This is a genomic window from Acidobacteriota bacterium, from assembly GCA_016716905.1.
Classification (GTDB): Bacteria; Acidobacteriota; Vicinamibacteria; order Vicinamibacterales; family SCN-69-37; genus SYFT01.
In genome coordinates, this window is record JADJUS010000004.1 from 1,439,747 (window position 1) to 1,454,097 (window position 14,351).

Below are 14,351 nucleotides of genomic sequence, written 5' to 3' on the forward strand. Positions count from 1 at the left end.
GCACGCTGGACCCTGGACCCTGGACCCGGACTCTGGACCCTGCACTCTGGACTCTGGACCGATGAAAGTCGTTGCTGTCGTGGGGCCCACTGCCACCGGCAAGACGGCCCTGGGTGTGGCGCTGGCCGAAGCGATCGACGGCGAAATCGTCTCGTGTGATTCGACGGCCGTCTACCGAGGCATCGACATCGGCACCGACAAGCCAACGCCGCAGGAGCAGCGCGGTATTCCACACCATCTGATTGACGTCGTGAATCCGACCGAGACCTATTCGGCCGCACGGTATGCGATTGATGCCGCAACGGCTGTGCGCGATATCCGGGCGCGCGGACGCTGGCCTATTTTGGTGGGCGGCACCGGGTTCTACTACCGCGCGCTGGTGCGCGGTCTGTTTCCAGGGCCGCCGCGCCACGACGAACTGCGTGGGCGCCTCGCTCGTGTGGCGGAACGTCGCGGAGTGGAGTCGCTCCATCGATGGCTGGGTCGCGTCGACCCGGAGTCGGCGCTGCGGATTCAGCCGCGCGACCAGATGCGGCTCATTCGCGCGCTGGAGGTCTACCTGCTCACGGGGCAGCCACTGACCGCGCATTTCGCCGCAACGCAGTCCGCGCTGCCTGGGTTCCAGGTGCTCACGCTCGGCGTCGTGGATCCACGGCCCGATCTGGAGCGACGGGTCGCCGCTCGTGTGGATGCGCAGTTCGGCCGTGGTGTGGTGGCCGAGGTCGAGCGCCTGATCGCATCCGGCGTGCCGGAGTCTGCCCACGCCTTTAGCGGCCTCGTGTACCGTCAGCTCATCGAGATGCGGCAGGGGGTGCGCGACGAAGCCGCCACGCGGGCGTTGATCGTCCGCGAAAACCTGCAATACGCCAGGCGCCAGTTGATGTGGTTCAGGAAGGAACCTGACGTACGATGGTTGCCAGGCCCGGGCACCGACCCGGCGGTGCAGGCCGCAGCGCTCGCCCAGGTTCAGGCCTTCATCACATGATCACACGCGTCATCCTCATCGTCATGGACTCGGTCGGGTGCGGCGAATTGGCCGACGCGGATCTGTACGACGATCAGGGCAGCGACACGCTGGGACATATCGCAGACGCTGTGCCGTTGCGTGTGCCGACGCTTCGGTCGCTTGGTCTGGGGCGCGTCGCTCGAATCGGCGGCAATGCTCCTGCGCCGATTGGCGCAGCGGGACGGATGGCCGAGGCGTCGCCCGGCAAAGACTCCGTCACGGGCCATTGGGAGCTGATGGGCATCGTGCTCGATCGGCCGTTTCCCACGTTTCCCCAGGGGTTCTCGAAGGAGATCATCGCCGAGTTCGAGCGGCGTATCGGCCGCACGTCGATCGGGAACGTGGTGGCGTCGGGCACCGAGATTATCGACGCGCTTGGGCCCGAGCACATGCGTACGGGTGCGCCGATCATCTACACGTCGGCCGACAGTGTGTTTCAGATCGCGGCGCACGAACGCATCGTGCCGATCGACGAACTGTATCGCTACTGCGATGAAGCGTTTGACCTGGTGGGACGTGGCATGGGTGTGGGGCGTGTCATCGCCAGGCCGTTCGAGGGCGAGCCTGGCAGCTTCGTGCGGACGTCGAACCGGCGCGACTACGCGCTGGATCCATTCGAGGACACGCTGCTGGATCGCCTTTCCACCGCCGGCCAACCGGTGGTGGGTATCGGCAAGATCGAAGACTTGTTTGCGGGCCGCGGCCTCACGCGCGCGATTCACACACGTTCAGACGACCACGGTATGGACGTGGTGATGGAGGAACTGGCGACAACCGATCGCGGCCTGATCTTCGTCAATCTCGTGGATTTCGATACCAAGTACGGGCATCGCAATGACGTGCCTGGATACGCGGACAACCTCGAACGCTTCGACGCGCGGCTGGCGCAGCTGCTGCCACAGCTTTTCCCCACGGACCTTCTCATCGTGACCGCCGACCACGGCAACGACCCAGCGACCCCGTCCACCGATCACTCGCGCGAACATGTGCCGCTGCTGGTGGCCGGCGCCTCGGTGAAGGCCGGTGTGGACCTGGGCACGCGCACCACGTTCGCCGATGTGGGCCAGACGCTGGCGGCAATATTCGGGTTGGCGCCCATGGCCGCCGGCACGAGTTTTCTTGGCGAAATACTGCGCCCGTCTCGGTAAGATTGCCATTCCCATGTCCACCATTCGCGAACAACTGGAAGCTCTGGAAGATGAAACGCTGGCGCCGCAGGCGGCGCGGAGCCGCGCCAGCAAAGGCCGGCTTCGCCAGGAAACACCCGATCCCATTCGGCCCAACTTCCAGCGCGACCGCGACCGGGTGATTCACTCCAAGGCGTTCCGGCGGCTGAAACACAAAACCCAGGTCTTCTTCGCACCAGAGGGCGACCACTACCGCACGCGGCTGACCCACACACTGGAGGTCTCGCAAATCGCGCGCAGTATCGCGAAGGTCCTGCGCCTGAATGAAGAACTGACCGAAGCCATTGCGCTCGGCCACGATCTCGGGCACCCACCGTTTGGCCACGCCGGCGAACGGGTGATCGACAAGCTCGTGCCGGGTGGCTTCAGCCATCACGAGCAGAGCCTGCGGATCGTTGACGTGCTCGAGAACGACCGGCAGGGACTGAATCTGTCGTGGGAGGTTCGTGACGGCATCGCGCGTCACTCAAAAGGCAAGCACGGGCTGCCCGTCGGCGCGCCACCCGAACATCGTGCCAGCACGATTGAAGGGCAGATTGCGCGCGTGGCCGACATCATCGCCTACGTGAACCACGATATTGACGATGCCGTGCGTGCGGGCGTGCTCGACACGCGCGACCTGCCGCAATCAGCCGTCGCGGTGCTTGGCGGCAGTTCGTCGCAGCGCATCAACTCCATGGTGACCGACGTCGTGACCGAGACGCTTGGCGGCGCCCTCACAGAGATCCGCATGAGCGATCTGGTGCTGCAGGCCACGCTGGAACTGCGCGAGTTCCTGTTCCGGGCCGTGTACGAAAATCCTCGGGCCACCGCCGAGTTCGACAAGGCGGCCGGGCTCCTGGGCGGGTTGTGGGACAAACTGCGGCAGAAGCCCGACCAGTTTCTGGACCAGGCGACGATTGAGTCAGAGGGGCTGGACGCGGCCGCCCGCGACTTTCTCGCCGGCATGACCGATCGCTACGCCGTGGCGCTCTTCGAGGACCTGTTCGTGCCCCGGTCCTGGAGCGTCTGAGAGGCCGCCCAGGGGCGGGCCCGTCGACCACGGGGGTCGTGGTAGAATCTTCGTTTGCACTACCGGCCTGGGCCGGTAGAGGGAAGTCATGCTGCTCGATATCAGCCGGCTGCGGACAGTGGTGGTGGACGTCAACCGCCGGGTTGAGCCCGAGGCGTTTGCCGACCTGACGGACGATTTCAAGGTGGTCGGCCCCACGGAAATTGCGGGGACGGTCCGGCGCGAGAAGGGCACCCATGTGGTGCTGCATTCGCGGGTGACGTCGGCCATGGAGGTGACGTGCGGTCGGTGCCTGGAGCCGTTTGTGGTTCCGGTCAGCGCCGACGTCGAAACGCGTTTTGTGCCTCCGGCGGAGTTTGCGAAGGTGACGGCTGAGACGGCCGCGAAAGCGGGGTTGTTGACCGCCGGCGCCGTGGCAGACGACGAAGACGAAGAAGTTGAACACGATGCCGAGGGGCATGTGGTGGGGTTGGCGGAGTATCGCGACGAGGCGATTGACCTGGGCGAAGTGATTCGCGAACAGTTGTACCTCGCGCTGCCAATGAAGCCCTTGTGCCAGGAGTCGTGCAAGGGGTTGTGTGCGGTGTGTGGCGCGAATCGGAATCGCGAGACGTGCCAGTGCCAGCAACAGTGGGAAGATCCACGCATGGCCGCGCTTGCCGAGTGGAAAAGCCGTAACGAGAAGACCTAAGGGGTAGAGACCGTGCCGAATCCAAAACGACGCCATTCCAAATCACGCACCGCCAAGCGCCGCACGCATGACACGCTGGTCAAGGTGCAGTCCGGGCGCTGTCCGCAGTGCCAGGAAATGAAACTGCCGCATCAGGTGTGCAAGAACTGCGGCTTCTACAACGGCCGTCAGGTTCGCGCGGTCAAGGAAGATTAGTCGCGAGCGCCACCAGGCCCGTCGCGTGACTGGTCCGAGAATCGCGGTGGATGCCATGGGGGGCGATTTCGCCCCTCGCGAGGTCATCGCCGGAGCCGTCGCGGCGGCGCGTGATACCGGCGTGTCGGTCATCCTGGTTGGCCCCGCCGATCAGGTGTCGGCCGAGGCCCTTCGTGTGGCCCAGGGCCGCTTGCCGGACTCCCTGTCCATCTTCGACACCCCAGACTTCATCGCGATGGACGCAGCGCCGCGTGAGGCGCTCAGGCGGATGCCCCGGGCCTCGGTCAAGGTGGCAGCCGAGATGGTCTCGCGCGGGGAGGCAGACGGCGTCTACAGCCTCGGGCACACAGGGGCGACCGTGCTGGCCGCGCACGCCGCGTTCGGGATGCTGGACGGGGCCGAGCGGCCCGCCATTGCGGTGCTCGTGCCGACGCTGGCCGGGTCGGCGGTGCTGCTCGACACCGGCGCGACGCTTGATTGCCGGCCCGTGCACCTGCGGTCGTTTGGCCTGATGGGCGCGGCGTATTCGACGATTGCGCTCGGCATCGAGCGGCCCAGGGTCGGGTTGCTGTCGGTGGGTGAAGAGGCCGGCAAAGGCACCGAATTGGTGCGCGAGGCGCACGGGTTGCTGGCCGCCTCGGGTCTGAACTTCGTCGGCAATCTCGAGGCCCGCGACTTTTTCAGCGGGCGGGCAGACGTCATTGTGTGTGACGGCTTCACCGGCAACGTGGCCCTGAAGGTGGGTGAGGGCCTGGTGGACGCGATGGAAGTGCTGTTGAAGAAGGAACTCGCCAAGTCCCTGGCGGCGCGTTTGGGCGGGCGGCTTGCGAAGGCCGCATTCCTGCGCGTCCGGGATCGCGCGGATTCGGCGGAGTATGGCGGTGCGCCCCTGCTGGGGCTCAAGGGGCTCGCGCTGGTCGGGCATGGGCGTTCCGACGCCCGCGCGGTGCGCAACGGCATTGCCACCGCGGCGCGATTGGTTGAGGGGCAGTTGGTGCAGCGGTTGCGCGATGCGCTGGTGAATCCATGACCGCATTGCGCGACCCCGCGTACGTGTGGTGAAGTAGGCGATGCTGTCATGTTGATGTTGACGGGCCGTGTGGCCCTGGTGACCGGGGCGTCACGCGGAATCGGAAAGGCGATCGCCCTGTCGCTCGCGTCGGGCGGTGCCACGGTCATCGCGGCCGCGCGCGGCACCAATGCGCAGTCCACCGTGGACGCCATCGTGGCCGCTGGCGGTACCGCAGAACTGGCTTCCCTCGACGTGACCGACCCCGCCAGCGTGGAACTGGTCACGAAGGACGTGCTCGCGCGGCACGGCCGGATCGATGTGCTGGTCAACAATGCCGGTGTCACCCGCGACCAGTTGTTGCTCCGGATGAAGCGCGAAGACTGGGACGCCGTGATTGGGGCGAACCTGACAGGCGCGTTCACCTGCGTGCAGGCGGTGCTCAAGTCGATGGTCAAGGCCCGCCACGGCCGCATCATCAGCATTACGTCGGTGGTGGGTGAAGCCGGCAACGCCGGGCAGGCAAATTATGCGGCGTCCAAGGCCGGGCTGATTGGGTTTACGAAGGCGCTGGCCCAGGAAGTGGCGTCGCGCGGCATCACCGTGAACGCGGTGGCGCCGGGCATGATCGAGACCGACATGACGAAGGCGATTTCCGAGGGCGCGCATGACGAGTGGGCGAAGAAGATTCCCCTGCAGCGCCTGGGGACGCCCGAGGATGTTGCGGCTGCCGTCCGTTTTCTGGCATCGGACGAGGCAGCGTATATTACGGGACACGTACTCGCCGTCAACGGCGGGATGCGCATGTAAGATGGCGTCGGGCGCAGGTGCGTCGCGACACGAGGAGGATGAATGGCCGTTGCAGATCAGGTAAAGAAGATCATTGTGGAACAGTTGGGCGTGGATGAGGACGAAGTGACGTCCGATGCGTCGTTTGTGGACGACCTCGGGGCGGATTCCCTCGACACCGTCGAGCTGGTCATGGCCTTCGAAGAAGAGTTCAGCATCGAAATCCCCGACGAGGATGCCGAGAAGATCACGCGCGTCAAGGACGCCGTGAGCTACATCGAAACGCACACGAAGAAAAAGTAGCCATCGGCACGTCTCACCCTGGCGCAGCCCTTCGGCTGCGCTGTGTGTCAGTGCCTTTGGGAGGAAACGTGACGAGACGAGTAGTCATCACCGGTGTCGGCCTGATTTCATCCGTGGGAATCGGGAACGATGCGAACTGGGAGGCGATGTGCGCCGGCCGGGGCGGGATTGGTCCGATCACCCGCTTTGACGCCACAGGATATTCCGTGCGCATTGGCGGCGAAGTCAAAGGGTTCGACCCGCTGAACTTCGTCGAGAAGAAAGAGGTCAAGAAGATCGACGTCTTCATCCAGTTCGCCATCGCGGCCTCCCAGTTTGCGATGGACGATGCGAAGTTGCAGGTCACGCCGGAGATTGCCGACCAGACCGGCGTGTTCATTGCGTCGGGCATCGGCGGATTCAGCACGATTCAATCCGAGCATCTCGAACTGGTCAACGGCGGCCCGCGCCGGGTCTCGCCGTTTTTCATCCCGGCGTCCATCATCAACCTGGCCGCCGGGCACGTCTCGATCCGATTCGGGGCGAAGGGACCGAACCTCGCCACGTGTACGGCGTGCACGGCGTCCGCTCACTCGATTGGTGAGTCGTTCGAGATCATCCGGCGGGGTGATGCCGACATCATGATCGCCGGTGGCTCCGAGGCCGCCATCACGCCGCTGAGCGTGGCCGGGTTTGCCTCGATGCGCGCCCTCTCCACCCGCAACGACGAGCCGGACAAGGCGTGCCGGCCCTTCGACAAGGACCGCGACGGCTTCATCATCGGCGAAGGCGCCGGCATCCTCATCCTCGAGGAACTCGAGACCGCCAAACGCCGTGGCGCGAACATCTATTGCGAGCTGGCCGGGTACGGCCTGTCGTCGGATGCGTTTCACCTGACGGGCCAGCCGCCAGATGCCGATGGCGCCGTGCGGTCGATGAAGATGGCCATCCGCAAGGCCGGGATCCGCCCCGAGCAGGTGGACTACATCAACGCCCACGGCACCTCGACACCGATCAACGATCCCACCGAGACACTCGCCGTGAAGCGCACGTTTGGTGAGCACGCGAAGAAGTTGGCGATCTCGTCCACGAAGTCCATGACCGGGCACCTGCTTGGCGCGGCCGGTGGCCTGGAAGCTGGCATCACAGCCTTGGCGATCAGGCACCAAATCGCGCCGCCGACCGCAAACCTCGATTCGCCCGACCCGGCCTGTGACCTTGACTACATCCCGTTCAAGGCCCGGCCCATGACCATCAATTACGCGTTGTCGAATTCGTTCGGGTTCGGCGGCACCAACGGCACGCTCCTGCTCAAGCGGTACGAAGGCGACTGACCCACATGAAGATTGCCGTTTGTATCAAGCAAGTCGTCTCGCGTGAGTGGCAGGTTCGCATCAACGATCAAAAGACCTGGGTGCGTGACCAGGACGCCGCGTGGGAACTCAACGAACCCGACGCGTACGCGCTCGAGGAGGCCCTGCGCCTCAAGGAAAAACACGGCGGGGAAGTGGTCGTCATTTCGGCCGGCCCCGCCCGCGTGACGCAGGTCATCCGCGAGGCGCTGGCCCGCGGCGCCGACCGCGCCATTCACGTCGAAGGTGACCACCTGGCAACCGCCGACGCCTTCACCGCTGCCGAAGCTCTGGCTGAGGCAGCCAAGACTGAACAGTGTGATCTGATCTTGACCGGACTGCAGTCCGACGACCAGGGCTTCGCGCAGGTCGGCGTCATCATGGCCGAGCGTCTGGGGATGTCGCACTCCACGATCATCATGGAAGTGCAGGTCACCGGCACGACCTTGCGCGTGAAGCGCGAGCTTGAAGGCGGCTGGTTCCAGTGGATGGAGATGCCGCTGCCCGCGGTATTGACGATTCAGAGCGGCATCAACCAGCTGCGGTACGCCACGCTCAAGGGCATCATGGCGGCGAAGAAGAAAGAGCTCAAGACCATGCCCGCGCCGACGGCGGCGCCTGCCCGCCAGCGCATCGTGTCCATCTACGTCCCGGAAAAGACCAAAGCGACTCGCATGATCGACGGCACGCCGGCCGAAGCCGCGGCCGAACTCGTGCGCGTGCTGCGCGACGACGCCCGAGTGTTCTGATTCGTAGGGCGGGGCTTCAGCCCCGCCGTGAGGGAAACATGATTTTCGTGATCGCGGAACAAAAAGACGGCGCCCTCAACCGCGCATCATGGGAAGCCGTGGTGGCCGCGCAGCAACTGGGTGGGCCCGTCACGATCGTGCTGCCGGGTGCCTCCGTGAGTGCAGCGGCCGCGGAACTGTCGGCCGCTGATGTCGCCGGAGTCATCGCACTCGAACACGACGCGTTGGGCACGTACACCCCGGATGGTTTCGTGGCAGCGCTGGCGGCGCTCATTACGGCTGAAGCGCCCTCGCACGTGGTGTTGCCGCACACCTACCAGACGCGCGATTTTGCGCCCAAGCTGGCCGCGCGCCTGAACGCGCCGCTGGCGGCCGACTGTGTGGGCCTGAAGCCCGCCACCGACGGAGGCCACACCTACGTGCGCCTGATGTTCCAGGGCAAGGTCAGTGCAGACGTGCAGCTCGTGGGTGACGCGCCCCACGTCGTCACATTCCAGATCGGCGCGTTCCGCGTAGACGCCGTGGCGAAGGGCAGCGCGCCTGCGCCTGTGCGGCAGGTCGCTGCCACGGTGGACGCGTCGGCCATTCGTCAGAAGCCTGAAGCCCCATTTCGGGAAGCGAAGCAGGCCGTGGACCTCACGCAGGCCGCGCGCATCGTTTCTGTCGGCCGCGGCATCAAGGGACCCGAACACATCGAACTGGCGAAACAACTTGCCGAAGCTCTGGGCGCGGAGCTGTCGGCCTCGCGTCCGATCTGCGACGCCGGTTGGCTGCCCATGGAACGACAGGTCGGCAGTTCCGGCCAGACTGTGGCGCCGAAACTGTACCTCGCCCTCGGCATCTCCGGTGCCATCCAGCATGTGGTTGGCATGAAGGGCTCCCGCACCATCGTTGCGATCAACAAAGACGCCGAGGCGCCCATCTTCGAAATCGCCGACTACGGCATCGTCGGCGATCTCTTCGAAGTCGTGCCGGCGATGATCGCCGCGCTCAAGTCCTAAAATCTGTCCAGAGTCCAGAGTCCAGAGTCCAGAGTCCCAAGGTCCAGCGTCCTGGGTCAGGACTGTGAAGCTGCGCGCTGAATCTCGATGAGCCCATCGTGAGTGCGTTCGGGATCTGGGGCGCCAGGCGGTGGTGTCCAGACCAGGTCTGCCCCGCCGCGATCAGCAGGCGCGCGACGCCGACATGATCCGCACCTGGCTGCGCGTGACCCCGGCCTTCCACAGCCCAGACGAGCGGCGAAGCGGCGAACATGCCGTCCAGCGCATTTACCGGTGCGCCATGTTCCAGAAGAACCCGCACGGCATCAACGCGCCCGGCCATCGCCGCGCGGTGCAACGGAGTCACCTGGTCCTTGTCCGCTGACTCCACGTCGAATCCACGCGCCAGCATCGTCTCAAGCACCAGCGCGTCCCCCCGTTCGGCCGCATTGTCCAGTAATCGGTGGTGCGCTGGGCGCAGTTGCTCAGCTAGGGTCGAGTCGATTTGCAGCAGGGCGTCGGCGCCGGCCCGGTCGCCGCGTACGCAACAAGCGACGAATCGTTCGAGCGTGGACAACTCGTCTGTGGCGCCGCGGGCCAGCAGGACCGATCCAACGTCGGGTTTGCCCGAGAGTTCCGCCAGCGTGTGGGGTGTCAGACCGTCGGCGCGCCGCTGAAGGGGATCGGCCCCGTGTTGCAGGAGGTGCTCGACCATCGTCGTGTCCCATCGACGCGCCGCCACGTGCAGGGGCGCCTCTCCGTCGGCGCCCCACGTGAGGTTGGGATCCGCGCCGTGTTCGAGCAGCCACCGCGGTCCGTCAGGGTTCGTGGCCCACTGCATCATGTAGACGAGGGGAGGCACGCCTGCCGGAATGCCGTTCAGGTTGGCGCCGAATCGGTGCAACAGCTCAAGCGCCGGAATGTTGCCGCCGCCACCGGCAATGTGCACCGTGACGCCGTCGGTGGGGACGGCGCCTGCTTCAAGCAGGACCTCTGCCAGCGGAAGGTGCCCCACTGCGCAGACGGCCGCCCACAGTGCCGTTCGCGGCAGTTCCGGATGCCAGTTCCAGTGGTATTCCGCATTCGGGTTGGCGCCAAGCGTGCACAGGCGGCGCGCGATCGAGACGAGGTCATCCACCTGCGCAATGGCGTCGCGATGGAGGCACGTGTGGCACACGTAGAGCAGCGGTTCCCATTGCTGCGGTCCGGCGGCCTCGGTGGCCAGTGCGGGCTGTTCGGCGAGGCGCCGCTCGACGCCGGCCACGTCACCCAGTACCAGTGCGGTGTGCAACGAGGCCGACTTGATGCCGGGGTGCCGGTCGAGAAGACGGAGCGCTCGCCCGGAGGCGCCGCCCGTGGCGCACCGGACGAACTCATCGACGGCGTCGCGGAACGACATCGTTCGCGTCTCAACCTCATCGCGCAGGGCGTTCCACGACGCAAAGCCGTGTTCACGGGCGATGACCGATTGCGCGTCGTGAAGCGCGAGGGACGTGCCGTTCTGCAGCGGCCGACCCGCGAAGGCCGGGAGCGCGGCGAACCGCTCAAGTGCAGACAGGTCACCCTCACGCGCGGCGTGAAGCAGCGACTTGGCGAGTTTCTTCAGATGATCGAGATTCGGACGATCGGGCAGTTGCGCGGACATACGGCCTCCATGCTTGGGCCCGTGGTTCGCAAACGGGTAGCACGGCGGTGTATGTGCCGTTGGTCCAATTCGTTGAAAGTGGGCTTGGCCCTTCGCGCGAACCCGCCGGCGCCTTGAAGCGCGCACGGTAACGGTAATCGTGCGTCTGCCTCGCTGTCAATTTGTCGTCCTGCGGTGCCTTGACGCCTCTAGGCATAATGCATATAGTCAGCGCATGCCGCCCACCCGCCAGTCCACCGCCGCGCTGCCGCTGGCACCCGCCGTGTTCCACATCCTGCTGGCGCTCGCCGATGGCGACGCCCATGGCTACCGCATTCGCGCCGACGTCATCGAGCGCTCCAACGGCGCTATCAAGCTCGACCCCGGGTCCCTCTACCGGCTGATTGCACGGCTGTCCGACGACGGGCTGGTCGTGGAGTCCCCAAGCCGTCCGAAGGCGGACGATGACGATGAGCGGCGGCGGTACTACCGGCTCACGCCGATGGGCAAGCGGTTGCTCGAAGCAGAGACGAATCGAATGGCTGACCTGGTGGCGCTGGCGCGCGCTAAGGCCGGCAGGCGTGTGCGGTCGGTTTAAGACGTCGTCATGGCTGCGGCGCCTTCTCGTCGATTGATCGCCCTGTATGCGTGGACCACGCGCCTCATGCCGGAGTCGCACCGGTGGAGGTATGCGGATGAGCAGGTGCGCCTGTTCGAACAGGTGTGGATGGAGGAGCGCCCGGACGGGGGCATCGCACAGCTCCGTTGGGCATGTGTGCTCATCGTGCAATCGGTGCTGGCGGCGATCGGCGCGCGCCTGGACGTGAGTCGGCGCGGTGGCTATGCGCGGAATGTGCACAGACGAGGAGGAGCCGGGATGGGCAGTGATTTTCGATTCACCCTGCGTTCGGTCAGGGCATCGTCTTGGTACGCCGTCGCAGTGGTCGGTGTCATCGCCGTCACGATGGCGCTCGCGACCACCGCGTTTGCGATTGTCGATGGCGTGCTGTTCCAGCCGTTGGCGTTCCAGCAGTCCGATCGCCTGTTCAGGATCGAGCCCGGGTTCACGAACATCGGCCAGGCCGCCGCGGTTCCGGGTGGCGCGGTGCCAACCTTCGGCGCGAGTCATATCGATTTGCTGAACTGGCAGTCGGCCGTGCCGGAGGTGCCAATGACGGGGTTCCGTGCGCAGCCGTGGATGGGACTGGGCGCCGGCGTGAACGACTCCACCGCCGGCGTGGCACTCATCCAGCCGAACTTCTTCGACGTGTTCGGCGTGGCCCCACTCTTCGGAGGATTCTCGGCACAGGACTTTGTTGACGAGCCTCGCCTGCGGCCGGTGCTTGCGAGCTACGACGTGTGGACGTCGCGGTATGAGAGCGCACCCGACATTGTGGGCCGCGAGATCATCACCGATCGCGCAGGTGGTTACGGCGTACGGATCGTGGGTGTCATGCCGAAAGGCTTCGTGTTTCCCACAGCCAGGGCAGAGGTCCATTTCCTGTCCCCGCTGGTGAGTCCGGCCGCGGCCAGAAACGACCCGGGGGTGCGTTTCATCAGCGAGGTGGTGGTGCGGCTGCCCGAGGGGCTGACCCCCGAAGTGCTGAGGGAGCGCCTGGCCCCGGCCTTGTCTGCCACCGCTCGGCAGTTTCCCGCACGTGGACCGAAGCCCGATGGCTGGTCCGACGCAGGCTGGCGTCGCCAGGGGCCGTTCGACGCGGTGTCCATTTCCACTTTGGCCGAGTCGCTGGGCCGTCGATCGCGGCCGTTGTTCATGGCGGTGTTCGCCGCCGTGCTGCTGTTGCTGGCCATCGCCGCCGTCAACGTGTCGAGCCTGATGACCGCGCGAGCCCTGGAACGCCAACATGAAATTGGAGTGCGGCGCTCGCTTGGGGCCGGGCCGTGGGCCATTGCCAGGCTGTGGACGGTGGAGGCGGCCACGCTGCTCACCCTGGGCGGTGTGGCGGGTGTGCTGGCGTCACCGCTGTTGCTTGACCTGTTCCTGCGACTGCTGCCGAGCGACGTGGTGCTGCTCAAGCCGGCGCGGCTCGACTGGCGCGTGGCGGGCTTCGTGGCCATGACGCTGGCGCTGTTGTCGGCGCTGGTCGCCGTGGCTCCGATCCGTCGTTCGTTGACACGGCGATCGCTCTCGGCCGCCGGCAGCCAGACCAGAGGCGCGAGCGAACGTGTCCGCACGCCCGGCCGTCGTCTCGTCGTGGCGCTGCAGGTCGGCGTGGCGTTTGTGCTGACTGTGGGCGGGGCATCGCTCGTGGGCTCGCTGCTGACCGTATACGCGCACGAGTTGCCGATTCGCACCCGCGGCATCGTGGTGCTGAAGGTGATGCTCCAAGGGCCTGGAAACGGCGGCATGGACCTGTCGCCGGAGCGGGCAGAACGCGAGAGGGCGCTTCGGACTCGCCTGGCGAGTGTGCGGGGTGTGTCCTCGGTGGCGTCCACAGCGGCCCAGGTACTGGCGGGCGGGGGAAACATGACGTGGTTCCTGCCGCCAGCCGGGACGAAGCATCCGGCGAACATCGATACCTGGCCGGTCACCGAGGGCTTCTACGACACGCTCGCGCCCGAGGTGATCGAAGGCCGGCTTCCGAGCAATGACGAACTTCGAGCGTCCGCACCGCTCGTCGTTGTCAGCCAGCGGGCCGCGCAGGCCTATTGGCCAGGCAAGTCGGCGCTCGGCGCCACGCTGACAGACCAGCAGTCGAAAGTGGCATTCACCGTGGTGGGAGTCGTCAAGGATGTGCGCTGGCTTGCGTGGGATATCGAGACGCCAGTCGTCTACGGGCCCTACGCCGCTGTTGGGCGCGCGCCATGGCTGACGTATTTCCTGCGCACGGACGGCAACACCGGGAGTGTGACCGCAGATGCCCTGCGCGCCATCGAGGAGCGTGATCCGCTTGCCGGCGTGTCTCGCGCCGACACGCTGGATTCGGTGTTCAGGGATTCAGTGTCCATCCGCCGCTTTCAGTCGTGGCTCTTCGGCGGCTTCGCCGCCGCTGCCCTCGTTGTGGTGGGCGTTGGCATCTTCGGGCTGATCGCCATGGCGGCGGCGCGACGGACGAAAGAGGTGGGCATTCGTTGTGCCCTTGGCGCCACGCCGGGAGCATTGACGACACTCATGGTGCGCGAACAACTGGGCGCCGTTGCCGTCGGACTCCTGGTGGGCGGCCTCGTCGCCGCCTGGGCGGTGCGGTTCGTGGAGAGTTACCTCTTCGAACTGACCACGGCTGATCCACGCATCTGGCTAAGCGCCACGGTGCTGGTGCTGCTCACCGCCTGCGCCGGCGCGCTGATCCCCGCCTGGCGCGCGAGCCGGATCGATCCGCTCAAGGCGCTGAGGGTGGAATAGAACAGTCCGGGGTCCGCAGGTCCGGCAGGTCCCAAGGTTCGCGGAGCCGCGCCGTTTGGCGCGGGGCTTCATGTGGAGACAAGATGGCGCGCAGCGCCCACCGCGAACCCA

Annotated in this window: 14 protein-coding genes; 13 read left to right on the plus strand and 1 reads right to left on the minus strand. The window is 66.0% G+C overall.

Annotated elements, in window-relative coordinates; translation table 11 throughout:
* The first annotated feature begins 61 nt into the window (after positions 1-61).
* The 11 genes from miaA (at position 62) to IPL75_10465 (ending at position 9,273) form a co-directional block, all read left to right on the plus strand.
* Positions 62-985, plus strand: coding sequence for a tRNA (adenosine(37)-N6)-dimethylallyltransferase MiaA (gene miaA / locus IPL75_10415; GenBank protein MBK9240654.1), 924 nt, complete (start codon positions 62-64; stop codon positions 983-985).
* Positions 982-2,154 (plus strand): phosphopentomutase, encoded by a 1,173-nt coding sequence (locus tag IPL75_10420; protein ID MBK9240655.1) that lies wholly within the window; start codon positions 982-984, stop codon positions 2,152-2,154. Before miaA ends, IPL75_10420 begins: the two co-directional genes overlap by 4 nt.
* A 13-nt stretch (positions 2,155-2,167) precedes the next feature.
* Entirely contained in the window at positions 2,168-3,205 is a 1,038-nt protein-coding gene (locus IPL75_10425) for a deoxyguanosinetriphosphate triphosphohydrolase (protein ID MBK9240656.1), read from the plus strand.
* An 88-nt stretch (positions 3,206-3,293) separates the two neighbouring features.
* Positions 3,294-3,896, plus strand: coding sequence for a DUF177 domain-containing protein (locus IPL75_10430; protein ID MBK9240657.1), 603 nt, complete (start codon positions 3,294-3,296; stop codon positions 3,894-3,896).
* Positions 3,897-3,908: 12 nt separating this feature from the next.
* The gene (gene rpmF / locus IPL75_10435; GenBank protein MBK9240658.1) at positions 3,909-4,091 is read left to right on the plus strand and encodes a 50S ribosomal protein L32; all 183 of its coding nucleotides are present in this window, start codon (positions 3,909-3,911) and stop codon (positions 4,089-4,091) included.
* A gap of 55 nt (positions 4,092-4,146) precedes the next feature.
* Positions 4,147-5,121 carry a phosphate acyltransferase PlsX gene (gene plsX / locus IPL75_10440; protein MBK9240659.1) on the plus strand — a complete coding sequence of 325 codons (975 nt, stop codon included), beginning with the start codon at positions 4,147-4,149 and terminating at the stop codon, positions 5,119-5,121.
* A gap of 48 nt (positions 5,122-5,169) precedes the next feature.
* Positions 5,170-5,910, plus strand: coding sequence for a 3-oxoacyl-[acyl-carrier-protein] reductase (gene fabG, locus IPL75_10445; GenBank protein MBK9240660.1), 741 nt, complete (start codon positions 5,170-5,172; stop codon positions 5,908-5,910).
* A 42-nt stretch (positions 5,911-5,952) separates the two neighbouring features.
* A complete protein-coding gene (locus IPL75_10450; protein ID MBK9240661.1) occupies positions 5,953-6,192 on the plus strand; it encodes an acyl carrier protein in 240 nt (79 codons plus the stop codon).
* Between the two features lie 68 nt (positions 6,193-6,260).
* Entirely contained in the window at positions 6,261-7,505 is a 1,245-nt protein-coding gene (gene fabF / locus IPL75_10455; GenBank protein MBK9240662.1) for a beta-ketoacyl-ACP synthase II, read from the plus strand.
* A 5-nt stretch (positions 7,506-7,510) separates the two neighbouring features.
* Complete coding sequence (locus tag IPL75_10460) at positions 7,511-8,272, plus strand: electron transfer flavoprotein subunit beta/FixA family protein (protein MBK9240663.1); 762 nt, start codon at positions 7,511-7,513, stop codon at positions 8,270-8,272.
* 38 nt (positions 8,273-8,310) lie between these two features.
* Positions 8,311-9,273, plus strand: a complete 963-nt coding sequence (locus IPL75_10465; GenBank protein ID MBK9240664.1) for an electron transfer flavoprotein subunit alpha/FixB family protein — start codon at positions 8,311-8,313, stop codon at positions 9,271-9,273.
* On the opposite strand, the gene IPL75_10470 is transcribed toward IPL75_10465, so the two are convergent.
* Entirely contained in the window at positions 9,263-10,897 is a 1,635-nt protein-coding gene (locus IPL75_10470) for an ankyrin repeat domain-containing protein (protein MBK9240665.1), read from the minus strand. The genes IPL75_10465 and IPL75_10470 overlap by 11 nt on opposite strands.
* Before the next feature lie 214 nt (positions 10,898-11,111).
* Between IPL75_10470 and IPL75_10475 the strand changes: the two genes are divergently transcribed.
* Positions 11,112-11,474: a helix-turn-helix transcriptional regulator gene (locus IPL75_10475; GenBank protein MBK9240666.1), complete on the plus strand. Its 363-nt coding sequence runs from the start codon at positions 11,112-11,114 to the stop codon at positions 11,472-11,474.
* Between the two features lie 9 nt (positions 11,475-11,483).
* A complete protein-coding gene (locus IPL75_10480; protein ID MBK9240667.1) occupies positions 11,484-14,240 on the plus strand; it encodes an ABC transporter permease in 2,757 nt (918 codons plus the stop codon).
* Positions 14,241-14,351 lie beyond the last annotated feature (111 nt).

What these genes read in the sequence shown, in the direction of transcription:
- miaA (MBK9240654.1), top strand. Translation starts at nt 62, where the DNA reads ATGAAAGTCGTTGCTGTCGTGGGGCCCACTGCCACCGGCAAGACGGCC.
- IPL75_10420 (MBK9240655.1), top strand. Translation starts at nt 982, where the DNA reads ATGATCACACGCGTCATCCTCATCGTCATGGACTCGGTCGGGTGCGGC.
- IPL75_10425 (MBK9240656.1), top strand. Translation starts at nt 2,168, where the DNA reads ATGTCCACCATTCGCGAACAACTGGAAGCTCTGGAAGATGAAACGCTG.
- IPL75_10430 (MBK9240657.1), top strand. Translation starts at nt 3,294, where the DNA reads ATGCTGCTCGATATCAGCCGGCTGCGGACAGTGGTGGTGGACGTCAAC.
- plsX (MBK9240659.1), top strand. Translation starts at nt 4,147, where the DNA reads ATGGGGGGCGATTTCGCCCCTCGCGAGGTCATCGCCGGAGCCGTCGCG.
- fabG (MBK9240660.1), top strand. Translation starts at nt 5,170, where the DNA reads ATGTTGATGTTGACGGGCCGTGTGGCCCTGGTGACCGGGGCGTCACGC.
- IPL75_10450 (MBK9240661.1), top strand. Translation starts at nt 5,953, where the DNA reads ATGGCCGTTGCAGATCAGGTAAAGAAGATCATTGTGGAACAGTTGGGC.
- IPL75_10460 (MBK9240663.1), top strand. Translation starts at nt 7,511, where the DNA reads ATGAAGATTGCCGTTTGTATCAAGCAAGTCGTCTCGCGTGAGTGGCAG.
- IPL75_10465 (MBK9240664.1), top strand. Translation starts at nt 8,311, where the DNA reads ATGATTTTCGTGATCGCGGAACAAAAAGACGGCGCCCTCAACCGCGCA.
- IPL75_10470 (MBK9240665.1), bottom strand. Translation starts at nt 10,897, where the DNA reads ATGTCCGCGCAACTGCCCGATCGTCCGAATCTCGATCATCTGAAGAAA.
- IPL75_10475 (MBK9240666.1), top strand. Translation starts at nt 11,112, where the DNA reads ATGCCGCCCACCCGCCAGTCCACCGCCGCGCTGCCGCTGGCACCCGCC.
- IPL75_10480 (MBK9240667.1), top strand. Translation starts at nt 11,484, where the DNA reads ATGGCTGCGGCGCCTTCTCGTCGATTGATCGCCCTGTATGCGTGGACC.